This is a genomic window from Clostridium weizhouense (genome assembly GCF_019431045.1).
GTDB classification, from domain to species: domain Bacteria; phylum Bacillota; class Clostridia; order Clostridiales; family Clostridiaceae; genus Clostridium; species Clostridium weizhouense.
The window spans coordinates 90,766-112,658 of sequence record NZ_JAHXPT010000013.1 but is presented as its reverse complement, the minus strand read 5'-3'; the positions used below and the strand labels follow the sequence as shown (position 1 = coordinate 112,658).

General features: G+C 25.8%; 22 protein-coding genes. 3 read left to right on the top strand and 19 right to left on the bottom strand.

The window, feature by feature from the left end; genetic code table 11:
* Positions 1 to 7: 7 nt before the first annotated feature.
* The 6 genes from ulaA to KYD98_RS14955 form a co-directional block, all read right to left on the bottom strand.
* On the bottom strand, positions 8 to 1,264 hold the full coding sequence (gene ulaA / locus KYD98_RS14980; protein WP_219780859.1) for a PTS ascorbate transporter subunit IIC: 1,257 nt from the start codon (positions 1,262 to 1,264) through the stop codon (positions 8 to 10).
* A gap of 258 nt (positions 1,265 to 1,522) precedes the next feature.
* Positions 1,523 to 1,807 (bottom strand): PTS sugar transporter subunit IIB, encoded by a 285-nt coding sequence (locus KYD98_RS14975; protein ID WP_219780858.1) that lies wholly within the window; start codon positions 1,805 to 1,807, stop codon positions 1,523 to 1,525.
* Positions 1,808 to 1,829: 22 nt separating this feature from the next.
* A complete protein-coding gene (locus KYD98_RS14970) occupies positions 1,830 to 2,276 on the bottom strand; it encodes a PTS sugar transporter subunit IIA (protein ID WP_219780857.1) in 447 nt (148 codons plus the stop codon).
* A 409-nt stretch (positions 2,277 to 2,685) separates the two neighbouring features.
* Positions 2,686 to 3,606, bottom strand: a complete 921-nt coding sequence (locus KYD98_RS14965; protein WP_219780856.1) for a transketolase family protein — start codon at positions 3,604 to 3,606, stop codon at positions 2,686 to 2,688.
* A 13-nt stretch (positions 3,607 to 3,619) separates the two neighbouring features.
* Complete coding sequence (locus KYD98_RS14960) at positions 3,620 to 4,441, bottom strand: transketolase (RefSeq protein WP_219780855.1); 822 nt, start codon at positions 4,439 to 4,441, stop codon at positions 3,620 to 3,622.
* A gap of 111 nt (positions 4,442 to 4,552) precedes the next feature.
* Entirely contained in the window at positions 4,553 to 6,676 is a 2,124-nt protein-coding gene (locus tag KYD98_RS14955) for a BglG family transcription antiterminator (RefSeq protein WP_219780854.1), read from the bottom strand.
* Between the two features lie 408 nt (positions 6,677 to 7,084).
* Here KYD98_RS14955 and KYD98_RS14950 point away from each other — a divergent pair, with 408 nt between their 5' ends.
* The 3 genes from KYD98_RS14950 to KYD98_RS14940 are packed head-to-tail and all read left to right on the top strand — an operon-like array spanning position 7,085 to position 8,408.
* Positions 7,085 to 7,336: a fatty acid kinase subunit FakA-related protein gene (locus tag KYD98_RS14950; RefSeq protein WP_219780853.1), complete on the top strand. Its 252-nt coding sequence runs from the start codon at positions 7,085 to 7,087 to the stop codon at positions 7,334 to 7,336.
* Between the two features lie 34 nt (positions 7,337 to 7,370).
* A complete protein-coding gene (locus KYD98_RS14945; protein WP_308462463.1) occupies positions 7,371 to 7,943 on the top strand; it encodes a hypothetical protein in 573 nt (190 codons plus the stop codon).
* A gap of 36 nt (positions 7,944 to 7,979) precedes the next feature.
* Positions 7,980 to 8,408 (top strand): GNAT family N-acetyltransferase, encoded by a 429-nt coding sequence (locus KYD98_RS14940; RefSeq protein WP_258049854.1) that lies wholly within the window; start codon positions 7,980 to 7,982, stop codon positions 8,406 to 8,408.
* Between the two features lie 430 nt (positions 8,409 to 8,838).
* Here the strand turns inward: KYD98_RS14940 and KYD98_RS14935 are convergent, their stop codons facing one another.
* The 13 genes from KYD98_RS14935 to KYD98_RS14875 all read right to left on the bottom strand — a co-directional run bounded on the left by KYD98_RS14935 (position 8,839) and on the right by KYD98_RS14875 (position 21,892).
* Entirely contained in the window at positions 8,839 to 9,447 is a 609-nt protein-coding gene (locus KYD98_RS14935; protein ID WP_219780852.1) for a copper homeostasis protein CutC, read from the bottom strand.
* 186 nt (positions 9,448 to 9,633) lie between these two features.
* A complete protein-coding gene (gene recQ, locus KYD98_RS14930; protein ID WP_219780851.1) occupies positions 9,634 to 11,397 on the bottom strand; it encodes a DNA helicase RecQ in 1,764 nt (587 codons plus the stop codon).
* A gap of 23 nt (positions 11,398 to 11,420) precedes the next feature.
* Positions 11,421 to 11,942, bottom strand: a complete 522-nt coding sequence (locus KYD98_RS14925) for a hypothetical protein (RefSeq protein ID WP_258049853.1) — start codon at positions 11,940 to 11,942, stop codon at positions 11,421 to 11,423.
* Positions 11,943 to 11,944: 2 nt separating this feature from the next.
* On the bottom strand, positions 11,945 to 12,355 hold the full coding sequence (locus KYD98_RS14920) for a DUF4430 domain-containing protein (RefSeq protein ID WP_219780850.1): 411 nt from the start codon (positions 12,353 to 12,355) through the stop codon (positions 11,945 to 11,947).
* A gap of 288 nt (positions 12,356 to 12,643) precedes the next feature.
* Positions 12,644 to 13,330, bottom strand: coding sequence for a hypothetical protein (locus KYD98_RS14915; RefSeq protein WP_219780849.1), 687 nt, complete (start codon positions 13,328 to 13,330; stop codon positions 12,644 to 12,646).
* Between the two features lie 13 nt (positions 13,331 to 13,343).
* Positions 13,344 to 13,907 carry a hypothetical protein gene (locus KYD98_RS14910; RefSeq protein WP_219780848.1) on the bottom strand — a complete coding sequence of 188 codons (564 nt, stop codon included), beginning with the start codon at positions 13,905 to 13,907 and terminating at the stop codon, positions 13,344 to 13,346.
* A 1-nt stretch (position 13,908) separates the two neighbouring features.
* Positions 13,909 to 14,607, bottom strand: coding sequence for a hypothetical protein (locus KYD98_RS14905; protein WP_219780847.1), 699 nt, complete (start codon positions 14,605 to 14,607; stop codon positions 13,909 to 13,911).
* A gap of 10 nt (positions 14,608 to 14,617) precedes the next feature.
* Positions 14,618 to 15,919, bottom strand: coding sequence for an SPFH domain-containing protein (locus tag KYD98_RS14900; RefSeq protein ID WP_219780846.1), 1,302 nt, complete (start codon positions 15,917 to 15,919; stop codon positions 14,618 to 14,620).
* 535 nt (positions 15,920 to 16,454) lie between these two features.
* The gene (locus KYD98_RS14895) at positions 16,455 to 18,443 is read right to left on the bottom strand and encodes an ABC transporter permease (RefSeq protein WP_308462462.1); all 1,989 of its coding nucleotides are present in this window, start codon (positions 18,441 to 18,443) and stop codon (positions 16,455 to 16,457) included.
* Positions 18,427 to 19,194 (bottom strand): ABC transporter ATP-binding protein, encoded by a 768-nt coding sequence (locus tag KYD98_RS14890; RefSeq protein WP_219780844.1) that lies wholly within the window; start codon positions 19,192 to 19,194, stop codon positions 18,427 to 18,429. Before KYD98_RS14890 ends, KYD98_RS14895 begins: the two co-directional genes overlap by 17 nt.
* A gap of 414 nt (positions 19,195 to 19,608) precedes the next feature.
* A complete protein-coding gene (locus KYD98_RS14885) occupies positions 19,609 to 20,625 on the bottom strand; it encodes a sensor histidine kinase (RefSeq protein WP_219780843.1) in 1,017 nt (338 codons plus the stop codon).
* Position 20,626: 1 nt separating this feature from the next.
* The gene (locus KYD98_RS14880; RefSeq protein WP_219780842.1) at positions 20,627 to 21,301 is read right to left on the bottom strand and encodes a response regulator transcription factor; all 675 of its coding nucleotides are present in this window, start codon (positions 21,299 to 21,301) and stop codon (positions 20,627 to 20,629) included.
* A gap of 231 nt (positions 21,302 to 21,532) precedes the next feature.
* Complete coding sequence (locus tag KYD98_RS14875) at positions 21,533 to 21,892, bottom strand: hypothetical protein (protein WP_219780841.1); 360 nt, start codon at positions 21,890 to 21,892, stop codon at positions 21,533 to 21,535.
* Position 21,893: the final 1 nt, after the last annotated feature.

The window sequence follows — 21,893 nt, the reverse complement described above, 5'->3', positions numbered from 1 at the left end:
ATAAATATTATGCAAATATTGATAGTATCTTACCTATTATTATTCCAAATACTCCGAAGTCTGCATCACTGAATGTTGATCCAGCAAATCCCAATCCACCAAGTACTGGCATTAATAATGCTGGTAGGAATGTTATTAATAATCCTTGTGCAAATGCTCCTAGTATAGCACCTTTTCTTCCTCCTGTAGCATTACCAAATACCCCTGCTGTAGCTCCACAGAAGAAGTGAGGAACAACTCCTGGTAATATTGCTGGTGCTCCAATTGCTAATAATATGAAGAGTCCAACAATACCACCTACAAAGCTTGATAAGAAACCTATTAATACTGCATTAGGTGCATAAGGGAATACTACTGGACAATCTAATGCTGGTTTTGCATTAGGAACTAACTTCATTGCAATTCCTCTAAATGCTGGAACTATTTCTGCAAGTATTAATCTAACTCCTGCAAGGATAACATAAACTCCACCCGCAAATGTTATTGATTGTATTAATGAAAATACTACTAAATTTTTACCACCACTTATTTCTGCAACATATGCTGGTCCTGATACTATAGCTACTATTAAGTATAAACCTAACATTGTTAAAGATATTGCAACTGATGTATCTCTTAAAAAAGTTAAACTTTGAGGGAAATTAATTTCTTCTGTTGATTTAGAATTCTTTCCAACTGCTTTACCTACTAAAGCTGCTAAAACATATCCGAAAGTACCAAAGTGACCAAATGCAACTTGATCTGTACCAGTAATTTTTTTCATGAAAGGTTGTGCTAACGCTGGCATAGTCGCCATAATTAATCCTAATAATAATGCTCCGACAATAACTACAGATGATCCTTTAAATCCTCCAGCAACTAAAATTACTGCTAGCATACATGCCATGTATAAAGTATGATGTCCTGTTAAAAATATATATTTCATTTTTGTAAATCTAGCTATTAAGATATTTACAAGCATACCTAATGCCATAATAAGTGCGGTTTCTCTACCTAAATCAGTAAGCCCTAAACTTACTATAGCTTCATTGTTTGGAACTATTCCTGTAATTCCAAATCCATGTTGAAACATTTTTCCAAAATATCCAAGTGAGCCTTGTACTAAAGCAGCTCCACCCCCTAGAACTAAAAATCCCATAATTGTTTTAACAGTTCCTGTAATACATTCTGTAACAGATTTTTTTTGTAATAATAATCCTATAAGTGCTACCAAACCAACTAATATTGATGGTTCACTAAGTATATCAACTATAAACTTTAACATATAATAAAACCTCCTAATTTTATAATTACAGACAAATTATTTATTCAATGATTAATAATATAAAATTAAACATTGGACTAATATAAATAACATTTTTACTTTCAGATAGAATTTTAGTTCTATCTGAAAGTATTGAAATATTTTTTTCTGTAACTTATAGCTTTCATCTTTAATTCGTATAAAGCACATGAAAATAAATAACAAGTCCAAAGTTAAAATAAATATTTTTCATTGTGCCTAAATAAATTTTTGATAGACTTAGATATAATTTAACTTCTTTAATACTTCAACAAGCTTGTTCTTTAATTCTTCTGAATCTATCATATTATTTAAAGAAACAACTTCTCCACCAAGTCCTTCAAGTCTAACTGCAATATCTCTTGTTCCAACATATATATCAGCTGGAATTCCTTTTGCTGATGATAAATCTGAATGTGCTACTTCAATTCCTTTGATTCCTAAAGATTTTAATGTATTTTCAATATTCATTTCAATCATAAAGCTACTTCCTAATCCTGATCCACAACAAACTAAAATTTTCATAATAAACTCCTCCTAATTTCTTTTATTTATATTTTTTTATAACATTGATTATATCATTGACTTCATTTGCATTTATTAATGTATTTAAGTCTTCAGTATTCATTAAAATTTCCATAAGTTTAGATAAAAAACTTAAATGACTTGTATTATCCTTGGCTGCTAATGTTATTACTAATTTTACTGGATCATTTAACTCACTTCCAAATTCTATTGGTTCTTCTAAAGTCATTATACTTATTCCAGTTTCATTTACTCCTGCTTCTGGCCTTGCATGGGATAATACAATTCCTGGTGCTATTACCATATATGCTCCTAATTCTTTAAAATTATTTATTATTGCTTCTTTGTAGCATTCTTTAATGAATCCTTTATTTTCTAATAATTTGGCGCCTTTATTTATAGCCTCCTTCCAATCTCTACATTTAACTTTTACATCTATTAATTCTGCTGTTATTAAATCTACTAACATTTCTATATCTCCCATCCATGTATTGACCTTTGGTATACTTTAATTATATTAACTTTTAGCTTCCTTTTGAATATGTTTACATCACTATTGATTTCCAATCAAAATTGAAGAATTGAACTTACTTTTTCAAATTTAGGTACATAAGAATAAATAACAACTTCAAAGTTACAATAGATATTTTTTATCAGGCGAGAATTAAATAAAACTTGTTTTCAACTAAGGATTATAAGTAGGTATTCCTAAATGTGTAGCTGTTATAAAATTATATATACTAGTTATAAGATAAAGCTCATAGACAAAAGATGTATATAAAAAACTCCCCCTTAAAAGCTTGTTTAAATTCATTTTCCAAGCTCTATAGGAGAGTTCTATTAATTACAAATTTATTTCAATATACCTTATAATTTAACTATTTTATCATTGACTTACATGTCTCAACGATATCTATAGCTGTCATTTTATATTTTTTACTTAAGAATTTCATACTGCCAACTTCTCCAAAATGATCTTTAACACCTAAGCTAACAATATGGCTTGGACATTCTGCACATGAAACTTCTGCAATAGCACTATATAAACCGCCTATTACATTATGATTTTCAATAGTAATAGCTTTCTTAGTTTTATTAAGAGATTTCATTATAGTTTCTTTATCTATAGGTTTAATAGTTGAAACAGATATAATTTCACAATCTATTCCTTCCTTTTCTAAAAGTTTACCTGCTTCTACTGCTGTATTCGTCATTAATCCAGTAGCAAATATAGTTATATCTTTTCCTTCTTTTATAACATCAGCTTTAGATAGATTAAATTCATATTTTTCATCATATACCTTTGGTACATCTTTTCTAGGAATTCTTATATATACTACACCTTTATAATCTACAGTTTTATATAGTACTTCTTTTAATTGAAACTCATCCACTACATCAATAATAGTAACTCCAGGAATACTTCTTAATACTCCAATATCTTCAAAACTCATATGAGTTCCACCATTTAATTCAGATGCAATTCCAGCATCTGTTGCTATAATTTTAACGTTTTGCTTTGCATAAGCCATAGAAATTGCTATTTGATCGCAAATTCTTCTTGAAGAAAAAGCAGTAAATGTACATATATATGGATTCATTCCATAAGCACTCATTCCTGCTGCCATACTTGCCATATTAGCTTCACTTATTCCAATATCAAAAGCTCTTTCAGGGAATAACTTTCTTAAAGGCATAGTCCCATTTGCCTCTGCTAAATCAGCATCCATAAATACTATATTATCATTTTTATTCATTAACTCTTCCATTACATTACATAAAACTTTTCTCATTTCCATAACTGCTTCCCCCCTACATTAAAAATTCTAGTGATTCTTTAAATTCTTTATCACTTAAACCCATACTATGATTTTTATAACCTGCAATTTCTATTACAGGCACACCATTACCTTTTACAGTATTAAGTATTATTGCTGTAGGTTTATCTTGTTTTTTGCTTCTATTTATAGCTTCATGAATTTCTTCAACATTATGTCCATTTAATACTGTTTCAACGTTAAATCCAAAAGCTTCCCATTTCTTATCCATTGGACTCATATTTATAATATCTTCTAAAGATCCATCTAATTGCATTTTGTTATAATCAACAAATACAATTAAATTATTTAAATCAAAATTACTAGCTGATAATGCTGCTTCCCAAACTTGTCCTTCTTGACATTCTCCATCTCCAACTATGCAATAAATATATGCATTGTCTTTTTTGATTTTAGAAGCTTTAGCCATACCAACTGCACAACTTATTCCTTGTCCAAGTGAACCTGTTGTCATATCTATACCATTTGTTTTATTCATATCACAATGACTTGGTAAATTAGTATTTTCCTTATTTAAACTTACTAATTCTTCTTTAGCTATATATCCTTTATCTGCTAATGTAGCATAAAGTGCAGGGCCTGCATGACCTTTAGATAAAACTAATCTGTCACGTGCATCCATCTTAGGATTTGATACATCTATATTCATTTCTTTATTGTAAAGTAATACCAAAGCTTCAACTATTGATAAACATCCACCATAATGACCTTTTCCAACACTGTGAATTTCTTTAAGTATTAATTTTCTTACCTCTTTGCATTTTTCATTAAGAAAATTAACTTCTTCTCTTTTCATAAACTCTCCTCCTTAAATATTTAAAATTTTATTTGATATTAGGCTAAGTTTTAAAATAATGTTTATATTATAAGTTTTATCTATAATATAAACATATAATTAAAAAATAGCTTAATATTTTTTAATTATCTCTATCACTTCATCTTTTGAAGAAGTAGAAATTAAACTATTTAAATCATTTGCATTATTTATTAAATTCATAAATCCAAGTAATGCATTTAAATGAGATTCTTTATCCTTTGTTGCAAAAGTTAATACAACTCTTACGGGATCATTAAATTTACTATTAAATTTAATAGGATATTTTAAATTTATAAGACTCATACAAGTTCTATTTATCTCATCAACCATATCTACATGTGCTAAACATACTCCTGGTGCAATAACCATATATGGTCCTATTTCTTCTAACTTTTCAATTATCCCCTTTTTATAATTTTCTGTTATATAATCTTTTTTTATTAATATATCTGAACCTTTAGAAATAACATCTTTCCAATCTTTGCAGTTTAACTTTAATTCTATATTCTCTTTCTTTATAAAATGACTTAGTGAATACTTTTCCTTATTTGAAATTTCTATTTCCTCTTGCTTTTTCATTTCATATAAAATTTCATATCTTAACTGCTCTTCATCTCTGATTTCACAATATTTCTTTACCTTTTCTATAATTCTATCCAATAATAATATCTCGTCTTTACCCTTATCTATCTTTGTAATTGGATTCATATACTTTTCTAATTTCTCTAAATCTTTATTTGTAACAAGTGGAGAAACTTTTATATATTTATCTTTATTTAAACTTGGTATATCTATAGTACTTACAATATAATTGCAACTATTTTCTAATTCTGATGTTATGTTTCTACTACTATAAGTTCCTAAAATATTAACATCAAATCTTTCTAGTATTTTAGATGCAACCAACTTAGATGAACCAATTCCTGAACCACAAACAACTATAATATCAGCTTGCCCATTAGTTTTTTGTTCATATCTAGCTATAGCAGCTGCATAATGAAGAACTATATATGAAATCTCATGTTCTCCTAAGTCTTCACCTATATATTCTTCTAAATATTTACATGCTGTTGTAACAACTTTAAATAATCTTGATTGTTCTGATTTTATTCTTTCAAAAAGTGGATTTATTATTTTTGATCCATATTTAACTCTATATAAACTAGGTCTTAAGTGTAATAATAATCCTTCATATAATCCATCTCTTTCTTCATCAAGATTTATTTTGTAATATGACTCTATATATCTAGTCATAAACTCAATTATCTCTAATAATTTATTGTCTTCTTTCTTATTTACCAAAAACTTATTGTTAACAACTTTTGCACCTAAAAGATGAATAACTATATAACCTATTTCTTCATTTGGAACTTTTATTTTATATTTTTCTTCAATCTTACTAATAATATCTTTTGTAACTTCATATTCTAATGTTTCTTTAACAAAATCATTACTAAATGGTTGTGTGCTTATTACTTTGCCTATTTGCACCCTTTTTATCATTATTGCTAAATGTGTTACTAAACCGCCATATGCTTCATCACTAAATTCTCTCTTTAATTTAACTTCAGCATTTTTTATAAGTTCATCTATAAAATCAATATCTATTTCCTTAAATAATGCATCAAATTGAAGCATACTTATTTTGGATTGACTTGATTTTTTTGAAACATAGTTAACAACATCCTCTACAGATACACTTTCTGAGATAATATCTATTACAGCATTTCTTTTGTCTATTTCTAGACCCTCAACTGTAAGTCCAACCCCTGATTTTCTAATCAAATTTAAATTATACTTTTTTAAATTTTCTTGTATTGCATCAATTTCTTTTAATAATGTATTTTTAGAAACACATAATTTTTCTTCAAACTCCTTCATTTTGATATTTTCATTTTGTTGAAGAAGTCTTAATGTAATAAAAAGGATTCTTTCCTCTTTTGAATATGCATATTTATATGGTGTAAATTCTGAAACGAATTTCTTTATGTATACCTTTACTTCTTTAGCATTAGTTACTCTAATGCCTTTTCCATACTTTTTTTCAAAATATTTAAAACCGTTTTTAACTAAAAACTTTTCTATTTTATCTATTTTGTATCTAATAGCTCTATCAGTTATTTTATATTTTTTAGCTAATTCTTCAGTTTTTATGTAATCATCTTTTTCAAGCATATATCGAAGTATTTCCATGCACTCTTTATTAAGTTCCATGTATATCACTCCTTTTCTTCTCATTTTAATTATATAAAATTAACCACTAACATTTATATACTGTTACCGTATCTTTCTTTTCTGTTTAAATTTGAAAATTTGAACTTATTCATTTATATAATTGGCTATGTTTTAAGTGAATGTTGATATTGTAGCATAAAGCTCATGGACAGGAGAATTTACTTTATAATCTATAAAAAACAATCTTATTTTATAAAAATATAATCTGTCAATATATTGTTTATTCATTTAATTATATTTTTCAAATTATTGTAAATATGGTTATTATTATGTACAATTAATAGTAATCTTAATAAACAATTTTAATTAAATGTGAAGTAAAAAGTGTTTATATAAGTCATAAACAAATAGTAATTTTTATAAGAGAAAAATAAAGGAGATTATATTATGATTCAATACAAATTTGATACCCAATTACTAATAGAAGGACATAATCTTTCAGAAGATGAAATAAACGAATATATTACACAAAATATTGAAGGTGATTGTTTGCTTGCTGTTGGTGATGATGAATTAATTAAAATTCATTTTCACACTAATACTCCATGGAAAGTGCTTGAGTATTGTGCTTCTTTAGGAGAAATTTTTGATATTGTTATCGAAAACATGGAACGCCAAGCCAATGGTCTTAAAGGTTAAACAGTTTTTATAATATGAAGAGAAGTGATTTAAAGTGATAAAAAAATGTTTATTAGCTATTATATTAATTATTTTTATTTTCTGCATTGCTAGATGTGATAAATCAAGTTCAAATATTAAAGATTATCTTAATAGTGGCACTCAAATTGATTTTAGAGCAAAAGATATTATGCCTAATCTTGATGATTTACCTAAATATAAAAATATAGACTATAAATATACTCATACATCAATGTTTATATTTGCAGCTGATTCTGTTGCTCTTATTGTAAATTATGATGATACAACATATAAGAATGAAAAAGATAAATTAGATCAAAAGTATATTTTTTTAGATAAAAAAGTTAAATTTGATATTGATGACAGTGACTATGTTATTCCTGAAAATGAATTTTCAGTAAATAGTTATAATTTTAAAGTTGTATCTGAAAATAAAAAAGATTATACAGATTTTCCAAAATCCTTTGGTATGATTGGAACATCTGACGAGCAAAAAAGCATAGCATATTTATATTTTTATGATAGTGATTTAGATTTCATAGGAGAAAAAGATGATGAATCCCCTATGGCTAATTTTGTTAAGATGTATTTTAAATATAATTTTTAGTTATGTATTTTTAAGGGATAAAGGAGATGATTTAATATGCTAACTATCGAACACTTAGCAGACCATAAAGAATATTTAGATAATATAATAGATTGGCTTTGGAAAGAATTTGGTAATGAAGATAATTATGCTTTTTGGGAAAGTATAGTGAAAAATAGTTTGAGAAAAAATCAATTGCCTTTAACATTTATTGCACTTATGGATAATAAGTTGGTTGGAACTATAGGATTATGGAGAGGTGATTTATTGAGTAGACAAGATCTTTATCCATGGTTATCAGCATTATTTGTTAAAGAAGATTATAGAAGTAGAAATATTGGACAAGAATTACAGCGATTTTTAATTGATTATTGCAGAAAAAAGGGTATAAAGAACTTTTTCTTTATACCGATATTTGCAATTATTATGAAAAAACTGGATGGAAGTATCTTGAAGATGGTATTGAATACTCAGGTGGAAAGGTAACTATATATAAGAAAAAACTAAGTTAATAATAAATAATATTCATATATTGCAAAGAAAAGCACTATAAATAGTGACTGTATCATATTTTTTGATACAGCCACTATTTTATAATAATTGGAACATATTATTTTAAAAATTTTTTATTCATTAATATATATGTTCTAAATTAAGTTATTACATTTATAATCTTTTATATAATTTTTATAGAAAATTATATCTTTAATTAATAATATCTACTTAGAATCATATATATCATAAATTTTTCTATATAAGTTCCTCACTATACTGCAATGTCATAACATTTATAAATATTTTTAAATTTATATTAATGAACAAACTTTATTGGAACTTATATATCATTTCTTTTACAATACTTTTTAATGTTTCTGTTGTAATTAATTGATCTGCTGAATACATTAGAAATTATATTTTACACTACTTTAGTACCATGAATTTCTTTTGCTCCAGTAAAATTTAATATAAATTCTCTATTTTCTTTCGTTACTCCTTTTCCTGGCATAATAGAAATTCTATCATTTGAATATTCAACTAAACTTTTTATCATTTCTTTTCCATTTAATGCATCCTTATTTCCGCCTTTAGTCAATATTCTATCTACACCTAAACTTACCAGTTCATCAATAGCTTTGTACTTGTCTTCTATTTCATCAAAAGCCATATGAAATGTTATACTCATAGGTTTTGCTATTTTCACAAGTTCTTTAATTACATTTATATCTATAGCATTATTCTTAAGTGCACCTATAACTACTCCATATGCTCCAAGTTTTTTACAAATTCTAATATCATCTTTCATTATTTCAATTTCTTCTAAAGAATAGTTAAACCCTCCTCCTCTTGGTCTAATAATAACCATGACTGGAATATTTAATTCTTCTATTGTTCTCTTTATAGTCCCATAACTTGGAGTAGTGCCATCTTCTAAAAGATTGTCACATAATTCAATTCTATTAGCACCTAGACTTTCAGCTTTTAAGGCTTCATTATAGTTACCTACACAAGCTTCATATATATTCATTAAAAGTTTCCTCCATTAAATTTTATTTTTGAACTATGTTTTATAATATTGTAGTATAATTTTAAATTCCACTGTCCATCATTCTTTATCGATAACTAATATCTATAATTTCATAACAAACATCACTTAAAGATAAGCTTTATCTCATGCTAAGAATTCTGTTTATACTACAATCTCAACATTTACTTAAAACATATTTATAATTTTTAATATTTCTTCACCATATGCACTTATCTTCTTCTCTCCAACACCTCTAATTTCTAATAATTTTTCTAAAGTATTTGGTTTATTATTAGTAATATCTATTAATGTAGTATCTGAAAAAATTATGTATGGTTTTATTCTATCTTTATACGCTCTTTCTTTTCTCCATATCTTCAATTCTTCAAATAACTCCTTATTTAATATAGTGTACTCCTTATCCAAAATCTTAAAAACTACTTTTTCCTTACTTTTTAATACTCTAAATGAACGTGCATTAAGTTTTAACATTGAATATGTCCCCTCTTTTAAATCAACATATCCATCATTTAATAAACTATTAATTAAATCTTTAATAAGTCCACTTCCATACTCTTTCATTATTCCATATGTAGTTATCTGATCTAAATGATTTTTTATTATTTTAGGGCCTTTAAAGCCTTTTAAAATATCTATAAGTACTGATATTCCATACTGTTCCTTTGTTCTAAAAACAGTTGATAAAATCATCTGACTTTCTCTTGTAAAATCTTTTAATTCATCATCATTTAAACAGTTGCTACAATTGTTGCAGTAACTTCCTTGAAAATCATTTTCAAAATATTTTAAAATAAAGTTTCTATAACACTTTTTTATATTACAATAATCAATCATTGATTGTAGTTTTCTTAATTCAATCTCTCTTCTACTCAAAGTAGAACTTTTATTTATTATGTATTCAACTCTACTTATATCGTCTTCTGAGTAAAATAAATAACAATTGCAAAGTTCTCCATCTCTTCCCCCTCTACCTATCTCTTGATAATAGCATTCTATATTTTGAGGAAGAGTAAAATGTACAATAAATCTAATATTAGATTTATCTATTCCCATCCCAAATGCATTAGTAGCAATAATCACATCTAATCTTTCATATAAGAAATCTTCTTGAAAATTTTCTTTTTCTTCATCTTTTAAACCACCATGATATTTACCTACATTAAAACCTATATCTTTTAAATAATAATATAAATTATCAACTTCACTCCTTGCAGCACAATAAACTATTCCTGATTCACCCTCATTATCTCTAATTATATCTTTAAGAATTTCAAGCTTATCTATTTCCTTTAATACAGTTAAATTTAAATTTTCTCTATTGATATTTCCTTTATATATATAAGGATTTACAAGACCTAATAATTTAACTGAATCTCTTCGTACCTCTTCTGTTGCAGTTGCAGTAAATGCTGATATTATTGGTCTAGCTTTTAGTTCTTTACAAAAACCTTGGATTGATAAATAACTTTTTCTAAAGTCATGTCCCCATTGTGATACACAATGTGCCTCATCAACAGCAATTTGAGATATTTTTAGTTCCTTTATCATGTCTCTAAACATTTTAGATTCAAGTCTTTCAGGTGAAATATATATTATCTTATATTCACCAATTGATGCATCAAATAATATTTCTTTTATAGTATCTGTATTCTGAGTACTATTTATATAAGTTGATTTAATACCTAATGAAGTTAAATTATCAACTTGATCCTTCATAAGTGAAATTAGTGGAGATATTACAATAGTTATACCCTCTAAAATTATTGCAGGAATTTGATAACAAATAGATTTTCCTCCTCCTGTTGGCATAAGACAAAAAGTATCTCTTTGTTGAAGTATACTATTTATAATCTCAAATTGTCCTCTTCTTAAAGTATTAAATCCATAATATTTTTTTAAAACAAAAAAAATCTTTTCCCTATTATCCACTATATCCCACCTCTTTTTTTGTATTAATTTAAATTATATTTTTTATTCAAACTAATTATTAAATTAAATAATCTTTCTCCTAATAAAAGCATTATAAAATAATTACTAACTCCATGTATTATATCAAATGGAATTCCTGCAACCCAATAAGCTATACCTGCATTTATTCCTCCAAATATAGCATAAGGAATTGCATAAAAAAATCCGAAAAGCAGTCCAAAAATCCCTGAATAAATTGATAATAATAAATAATTATTTAATAAAACTCTTCTTATTAAAACAGTTAAAATTGATAACAATGGCCATAATATTAAATATCCTATCCACCATGTCCCAAACCCATGCATAAGTCCTATTGCTACTACAAAAATTCCTGTAATATATAATGACTTTCTTTTATATATTAAAGAAAATAATATAATTAATAATGTAACTAGCTCAACATTAGGAAGAAAACTCAAAGCTATCTGAGAAACTATAACTACTCCTGAAAGTATACCAAATAATATAAGTTCCCTTATGTTTATTTTAATATTTGTATCCATAATTACCAACCCTTAGTTAGTACAAATTCTACTTTATCCTTATTTTTTATATATGTATTATCTATACCTGTTTGAGAATTCTCTCCATTAATTTTTAAATTCCACCATTCTTCCTTTGAAGCATCAGCTTTTATTCCATCAACAGTCGTTACAAACCTACTTGCTCCACTATTATCACTTTCTATAATATTTTTTTCATCTAGAGCTTCTCCTAATAATTCTTTATCTGTGTTAAAGTTATATTCTTTATTATAAGTATCTTCATAATCTCTAACTATTAATGTATATTGCTTATTACCTTCTTGTTTATTTAAGCTCTTGAAAAAGCTCTTATATCCTACCAAAGATAAAACTGCAATTAAAACTACTATTACTGATGTTAGTATTGTTTTATTTTTTATTTGTGTTTTCATACTTTTTAGTCCTTTCTTTTGTTCTATACACATTTAAAAATAATATCTAAATATTATTTTTATGGCTTAGTTTTTTATTTTATATTAATAGTATATACCAGAGATAATAATTCTCAAACATAAGTTCACTTATTTTTACTCTATCTTTTAACTAAATGGTTATATTGTAAAACATATCCCAAATAAAAAAGTAATATCTAAATATTAAATTATCTAGATATTACTTTTCTACTTAGTTTTTATACTCTGTAATTAAAGACTTTAATTAAATTATTTAAATTAAAATATTTACTTATCACTTAATATAGAACCACAGAATTCACATTCACAAGTTTCTCCTGATATAAATTTATTATTAGCACCACAATTTTTACACTTAATTTCCTTAACTTTTGGCTCTTTATTTATTGAATTATCTTTCTCAGAATTATCTTTCTCAGAATTATTATTAAATTGTTGGGTTTTTTGCTGTTGTAAAATTATTTTACCATTATTTATATCTATATGAGATCCTTGGAAATATCCTTTATTAATCATTTCATTTAAATCTTTAAAGACTTGGTCATAATTTGTTGAAAATATCTTTGATATATCATCAATAGATGTTTGATTTTCATTTGCTATAACAGAAATATATTTTTTACATTTCTCTGCATTCTGCTTCATTTTTTTTGCAGTACTTAACATAAAACTACCACCAATAGCAAAGAAAATAGTTACTACATATAAACGAATCTGTGGATTTCCATTTAAATCTTTTGCATTTCCTGAAGCTATCATAATGAAATAAAAAATAGCTAAAAAAGTAAATATATATCCAATAACATTTAAAGTTTGGCTGTTTTTTAATGCTTCTGTTTTATCACTATTTACTTTTTTATAAAATAAATATAATCCAATCGGCCAAAATATAATAAGTGCTATTATTACAAGCGCCCATGAAGTAGATTTTTTATTGTTAGCATTTGATGACATGTCCATTATCCCCCTATTTTATTTGTGAACCACAAAATTCACATTCTCCAATTATTCCTTTAGGTATTTTATTGTCTGCTCCACAATTTTTACATTTTACTGTATTATATTCTTTGTTCGATTCAGACACTTTTGAAGATTGTTGAGCTGTAGAATTAATTTGCTCTGATTTTGATGGAAAAACAATACAATTCCTTTCAGTATCTAGATATGCATTTACAAAATATTTTTTATCACACATTAATTTTAAGTTGTTTTTTACTATATCTTGAGATGTACCTAAACTAGATGCTAAATTTTCTAAAGATCCTGTTGGATCAACTGATAATATAGAAACATAAGTTTTAAAATTTTTAATTAGCTTATTACGTTTTCTACTTAAAATTATAAGCCACACACCTAAAGAAAGAAAAACAATTGCTAAAATAATAGTTGCAGCATCAATATTCCCAGAAGAAATACATCCTAAAAAACCTATTCCAAAAAAACATGTAATTATTATACCTAATATTAACTGTATTTTTTCTACTATTTGACTTACAACAATAGTAGTTCTTGATTTACTCTCCTGATTCATTTTAAATCCCCCCTAATTTTATATTTTTCACTTCACTTTTTCTTTTATTAATTAACATTAATATTTCTTCTATCAAATTTATTACTTTATCATTCTTATGATCATCATTACTTAATAAAGCAACTTCTAATTTAGTAATTTTAACTTCTAAATCTGAATCACTAGGTACTGTCGCTGAAACGTCACTATATCTTAAACTCTCATAAACTTTATCAAGAAATTTTTCATAATTTTTATTATTAGGATCAACTTTAAGTAAATTAATTCTTTCAATAAAAATGCTAATTTTATTAGTAGCATTTAATACTTTGTTGCTATCTTGTCTAATCTTATTTCCACTAATTATAAATACTATAATTAAAACAGCAGTAAAAATCAGAAGAGTTGCTTGTAAGCTTATAAAATACTTAATATATTCTCCTTCTGCTTTAATAAACATTAATGAAATAAGAAAAGAAATCACCCCATATCCAACCAAAGTAACACCAATGCCAGCTCTAATAATAATTTGAGATGATCTTTGTGCAATATATTCAATAGATGCATGTCCAGCAAATAAAATAAGTTCAGCTAATAACATAAAAATTAGGCAAATCCAACTTATAGATGTTCTATCTTTTGTAAGCATAAAAAATATGAAAATAGTTAAAACTTCAATAAGCAATCCAATAATAGAAAATGCTTTTATTCTATTATTCATAACATCCTCCTTAACAAAGATTATTTCCGCATTCTGGACAGAATTTAGGTGTTCCTTCAATTATTGAATTACACTTTGGACATTTATTAGCTAAAGATTCACCACACTCTGAACAAAACTTAACCTTTTTAGATATCATAGCACCACATTTAGGACACTTACGTGGAAGTTCATGTCCACACGATGGACAAATTTTACTATCTATTGGCATATCTGCTCCACATTCTTTACACGGATTATATTTTTTTCCACACTCTGGACAAAATTTTGTTTTTATTGTTAGTTCACAACCACATTTACAGCATAATATTTTAGCCTTCTCTTTATCTACTTTAGTTTCTATATCATATCCGCATGCTCCACAAAATCTCTGATTTATATCTAACTGAGAATGGCATTTAGGACACTCCCTTTTATTTATAGAAGCTTTTGTGTTAATTTCTTTAGAAACATTTCCAAATGCCCCTCCAAATGCTCCTCCTAAACCAACACCCATTCCAAGTCCCATTCCTGCACCCATTATATTTGAGCCAGATGAATTTGTATTTTTAGCCGCACCTTCTAATGTATCAAAAGAACGTTCTTGCTCATAATTGTAGCCTATTATATTCATTTCAGCTCTTTTAGCCAATGCATCCTTTAACTTAATTACAGCTGTATCATCTTCAGGAACACTTATATCATTTACATAAAAATTAACTAATTTAATTCCATATTCACTTAATGTTGGTTCAATTCTCTCCATCATATAATTAGAAATTTCATCAATATAAGCATTAATTTCTAAAACACTTACTTGCTTATGTATCAAATAAGAAGAAACTGCATCTTTTACTTTTGTAACATATAATCCTCTAAAATACTTTACAAGACTACTTTTATCAAACATTGATAAAGTACCTACAAGTTTTATTAAAAATTTCTTTGAGTCTTCTATTTGTATACCAAACATACCATTAGAACGAACAGGTACAAACACTCCATACTTTGGATCTTGTATTTGAATAGGTGAAGATGTTCCCCACTTAATATCTAATGAATAAACTTTATTAACATACCAAACCTCTGCAGTAAATGGTGAACGTCCACCAAAAGGCAAATTTACTATTTTATTAAGTAATGGAATATTTCCAGTATCTAATGTATGTCTTCCACTTTCAAAAACATCTAAAACCTTTCCACCTTTAAGAATAATAGCTTGCTGCGATTCATTAACGATTAATTGTGTCCAAGTTCCTAATTCTTCACTAGGATACTTCCACGCAAAAACATCTGGTCCACCATTATATTTAATAACTTCTACTATAGACATATAATACCTCCTAAGCTAATAATCATCGAGAATTTTACATAAATATACATAGTATATTATAACATTTATAGATATTTCATTCAACTTTAACATTATATTGTTAAAATCTATTTTTTAGTATAAAACACTAAATTATACTATATTACTATTTTATATTATATTATAAGTATTATAATATTTTAAATTTCTATCATCCTCAAAATAAACAACATAAAAAAAGTAATATCTAAATATTAAATTATCTAGATATTACTTTTCTACATTATATACTTTATATACTTTAATTTTTAGCTATGTTTTAAAACAGTGTTTATATTCTAGTATAATGGCGAACTGGCATTAGAATTTGCTTTTTAGAACTCTTAAGTAAGAGTCAAAATTTTATATTTTGCTACTCGAACTTACTCAGCGAATGTACATGAGTCGAGTTTCCTATTTAAATCCTGTCCATGAGCTTTATACTACAATATCAACATTCACTTAAAACATAGCCTAATTTTTTAACTATTTCTATTATTAATTTTAATTTAATTTTTTAATCTTCTTGTTGAACAATATTATAATAGGTTTTTGCTGTTAATTTATAAACTAATATATAAACTATAGCAAAAGTAATCATTGTTCCTAAAGTACATTGCAAAAATAAACTTGTATTGCTTATTGCAAATAAAGCTAACATTTTTTTCATTACTTTGAAGGCAAAAACAATATGAATTACAGCTGTAACTAGTGGTAAGAAAAATACCATTAATATTTGTTTACTAATAGTCTTTTTAACTTCTCTTTTACTCATACCAACTTTTTGCATTATCTTAAATCTTTCACTATCATCATAACCTTCTGAAATTTGCTTATAATAGATTATTAAAACTGTAGCCATTGTAAATAATAATCCTAAAAAAACACCTATAAATAAGAATCCGCCATTAAATGTATAAAAATCTTCCCTTTCAGTATATATACTATGACAATTCCATTTAGCCACATTATTAACCTTAGCCTTCAAATTATCAGAGAAATTCATAATAGAATTATTATTTTCTCCTTGAATATCAAAAGCAACATTATAGCTCATAGCCTCTAATTCTTTATTATTCATGTCTTTATATATTTCTTTTAGAATGCTTTCATCTTTTGCAATAATATAATATTCCTTAATCATAGGATTATCTTGCTTTTTTGATATTTTTAACTCATTTAATTCCTCTTTAATATTAAAATTTCTATTTCCCAAAGTTATAGAATTTTTTTCAAAATTATCTTCTACAGAAAATATAAGAACTTCATTGTTATCTAGAGAAACCTTTTGTCCTTCCAATTTATTATAATCATCTAATGTTAAAAATGCTAAAGACATCATATTTCCCATACTATACATATTCGGTTCTGTAACTTCAAATGTTTCTCCATTTTCTCTTACCATCATATCTATAGAATTAAAAGTTAATTCATTTTTTAAACTTACATTATTAGCTTGTGATTCTTGATTTATCATCATATTAATTTTATCAATATTTTCTTTTGTTGATTTATCTAATGATATATTCACATCTTGAGTATATTTATTTCTAAGACTGTCCTCTTGGCCTACATATAAACATACTGTAGTAGATACTGTTAATAGCACTGCTGTGCTAAGAATACATATATTAGCAAGTCCTATAGCATTTTGCTTCATTCTATATATCATTCCTGATACTGAAATAAAGTTATTTGTCTTATAAAAGAACTTCTTATTCTTTTTTAATAATTTTAATAAAGCTATACTACCAGCTCTAAAAGTACTGTATGTTCCAGCCATTACTAAAAGTACAGCAATAAAAAATACTGTAATGGCAGCTATTGGAGATTCCACTGTAAGGGCTATACCATAGCCTACCATCAATTCAATAATTCCTGAAATAGCCAACAATTTTGATGTTTTTGGTACTCTTTCTCCCTTTTCTCCACCTTTTAATAATTCTATAGGATTAGAGATTTTAACTTCTATAAAATTTTTAATTAATATAGCTATAAAAGTTATAATAAAAATCTTGACTGTAGAAATTATTGCTGGAATTGATATTGAAAAAGATAATGTAACTTCAAATTTTATTAAATTAAGCAATATTAAAAACAATAACTTGCTTATTATAATTCCACCTATTAATCCTAAAACTAAACTTATAATCGCTACTATTAATGTTTCAAAAAAGAGTACTTTTGCAATATGCTTTTTTTCCATTCCAAGAATATTATAAAGCCCAATTTCTTTTTTTCTACGCTTTATTAGAAAACTATTAGTATAAAATAGAAATATTATAGAAAATATAGCTATTACATACGATGTAAATCCTAATAATGTTTTTAATGCATCAGCACCTCTCATTGTGTCTAGTCCTTTATTTAAAACCATAGACTTCATAGTATAAAATGTAATTACTGCACAAATTGCCGCTATAACATAAGGAAAATAAGTCTTACCATTCTTCTTCAAATTAGTCAGAGCTAATTTAAAATAAAATGAATTATTCAATTTCAGCACCTCCTGTTGTTAAAACAGTAAGACTGTCTGAAATCTTTTGATACATTTCATCATTTTTCATAGACCCACGATAAATTTGATGAAAAAGCTTTCCATCCTTTATAAATAACACACGATTAGCATGACTAGCTGCTTTAGTACTATGAGTAACCATTACTATTGTTTGACCTGCTTTATTTATATCTGAAAATAAATTTAATAATTCAGTAGATGATTTTGAGTCCAATGCTCCTGTTGGTTCATCTGCTAATACTAATTTAGGATTTGTTATAAGTGCTCTTGCCACTGCTGCTCTTTGCTTTTGTCCTCCAGATACTTCATATGGATACTTTTCTAATAGATCTCTAATTCCTAATTTACTCGCAATTGGTTTTAATCTTTCATTCATCTCTTTATATTCTTTTCCTGATAACACCAAAGGTAAAAATATATTGTCCTTTAATGAAAATGTATCAAGTAAATTAAAATCCTGAAATACAAATCCTAAATGATTTCTACGAAAAGCAGAAATTTCTTTTTCATTTATATTAACAATATTATTTCCTTCTAATAAAACTTCACCACTTGTTGGTTTATCTAATGATGCTAATATATTAAGTAAAGTAGTTTTACCTGAACCTGATTCTCCCATAATAGCAACATATTCTCCCTCTTCCACTGAAAATGAAATATCAGATAATGCCTCTACCTTATTTCCACCAAATCTTGTAATATATATCTTCTTTAAATTTTTAACTTCTAATAATGCCATTTATTATTACCTCCAAATCTTTAGATACATAAAATAATAAACTGAACATACTTATTTATTATTTTCTTTATGTTTTAAGTGAATGTTGATATTTTAGTATAAGGGCGAACTGGCATTGGAATTTGCTTTTTAGAACTCTTAATGAAGATTTGTACAATTAATTGCTTGTCATCAATCTTTGATTGGGAACATGCATTAATTGGACTAAGCTTTATTTTAGAGTTCTTAAAGTAAATTCCTCTGTCCATGAGCTTTATACTAAAATATCAACAATGTTTTAAAACATAGTCATTATTTAATGTACCTTATTACAAATTAAGTATAATAAAAAAAGAAATGTATTGCCTTAATCTTGACTTACATTTCTTCTTTTAACCTTACATATGTGTAAGATTAGACACATTTTATTGTGCCTTACTCTATTTCAATCTTCTTTCTTAAAAAATCAATAGCTACCATTGTTCCTTTTCCTACCTTTGAGGTAATAAATATTTTATGAGAAAGATTATTTAAAATATTCTTACATAAATATAGCCCTATACCTGTAGACTTCTTATTCATTCTACCATTATATCCTGTAAATCCTTTTTCAAATACCCTAGGTATGTCCTCTTCTTCTATTCCAATTCCAGTATCCTTAATTATTAAAGTATCTTTATTTTGTTTATCCATATAAATAAAAATTGTACCTTCTTTAGTATATTTTAATGCATTAGATAAAATCTGTTCTAATACAAATGTAAGCCACTTTTCATCAGTTATCACTCTATAATCTATTTCCTCTAAATCCAATTTAATCTTCTTATTAATAAACATTAAAGCATGTTTCTTAACTACTTGATGAAGAATATTTTGTAAATTATATTCTTCTAATCTTAAATCAGAAGACATACTTTCTAATCTAAGATAATGAAGTACCATCTCAACATATTGCTCTATCTTAAATACTTCTTGATTCATAAGTTTCTTGTTTTCACATGAATCCATAGATTGTAAAATCATATGTAATGCTGAAATAGGTGTTTTTATTTGATGTACCCACATTGTATAATAATCTATCATTTCACTACGATTATTATTAATCTTATACTCTAAGTCTGACTTACTATTATATATTTTTTTAATAATCTCTTGGTAATCTTCTTCTATCAATTTATTATTTTCTGGCATCTTTTCTAATTTATCTTCTACTGTATTAAAAATATATTTTAAAAATCTATGCTTATTATAAAATCTATAAAAATCATATAAGCTAAATAGAAACCCTAATGTAATTGTTAATAAACTAGCATATAAAACTGGTTCTAACGGAAGATGATATAATAAATATACAACTAAAAATATACTAATAAATATAAAAAATGTACAAATAATCTTTATTCTTTCTTTAAAATAAGAGAATATCATAAAAAAAATAGATTCTTTTTGCATACTAATCACCTACCATATAACCAATTCCTTTTTTAGTTTTAATAAAATCTTTAAGTCCTATATCCTCTAACTTTTTTCTAAGCCTAGTTACATTAACAGTTAATGTATTATCATCAATAAAACTATCACTATTCCAAAGATAATTCATAATATCGTCACGAGAAACAGCTTTACTTTTATTTTCTAAAAGTATTTGTAATATCTTAAATTCATTTTTGCTTAATTCCAGTTTGTCATCATTATATGTAAGAGTTGTATTCCCTAAATTAAGAACTGCTCCATTACTTTCTAATATATTTACTTTTCCTTGAAATGAATAAGTTCTTCTAATTAATGCTTGTATTTTTGCTACTACTACATTTAAATCAAATGGCTTTGCAATAAAATCATCAGCACCCATATTAATAGCCATGATTAAATTCATATTATCACTAGCAGATGATGCAAAAATTATAGGCACCTTTGATATTTTCCTAATTTCTGTACACCAATGAAAGCCATTATAAAAAGGTAAAGTAATATCTAAAATTACTAATTCAGGATCATATTTAATAAATTCATACATAACATTATTAAAATCAGAAATAATTTCTGCTTCATATCCCCATTTACATAAATGATTTTTTAAAATACTTGCTATAGTTATATCGTCTTCTACAATTAATATTTTGTACATTAATTTCCTTCTCCTGCTCCACAATCTAATACCTTTTTTTCCAAATTATTTTTATTACAATAATCTAAAAATTTATATAATTGTATTTGTCTATAAACCATAATGCTATCCCCTTTTTATAATTTAATTATTTATGTTAATATTACATAATTATGTTATAATATTCAAATCAAAAAATAAAAAACTAGTAATATTAAAATATAATTTAATAATTACTAGTTTTCATATGAATTATTTTTTTCTCTTCTTTTTAAATATCTTACCTAAGTTTTCAAAACAATTTATAAAATTAATATACTCCTTTGCATCTTTTATAGAGTTTCTAAATTCTTCATCTCTATGATTACATTTAGGTGTTGTATAAACATCTTTTCCATCTATAGAAACATTAAAGTTATATATATTATTTTTTCCTTCTATTTTTATTAATTCATCTTTGTTAAGTTTAATAATAACATCTAAAGCCTGCATTCTTTTATTATCTTCTGTGATTTCTTTTTGCTCAGCTTTTAGTATAGTTCCTATTTTGGTTCTAGTTGTATAATGACTTATATCCTTAATTAGTTGTGAATGATATTTATTAAAATCCATT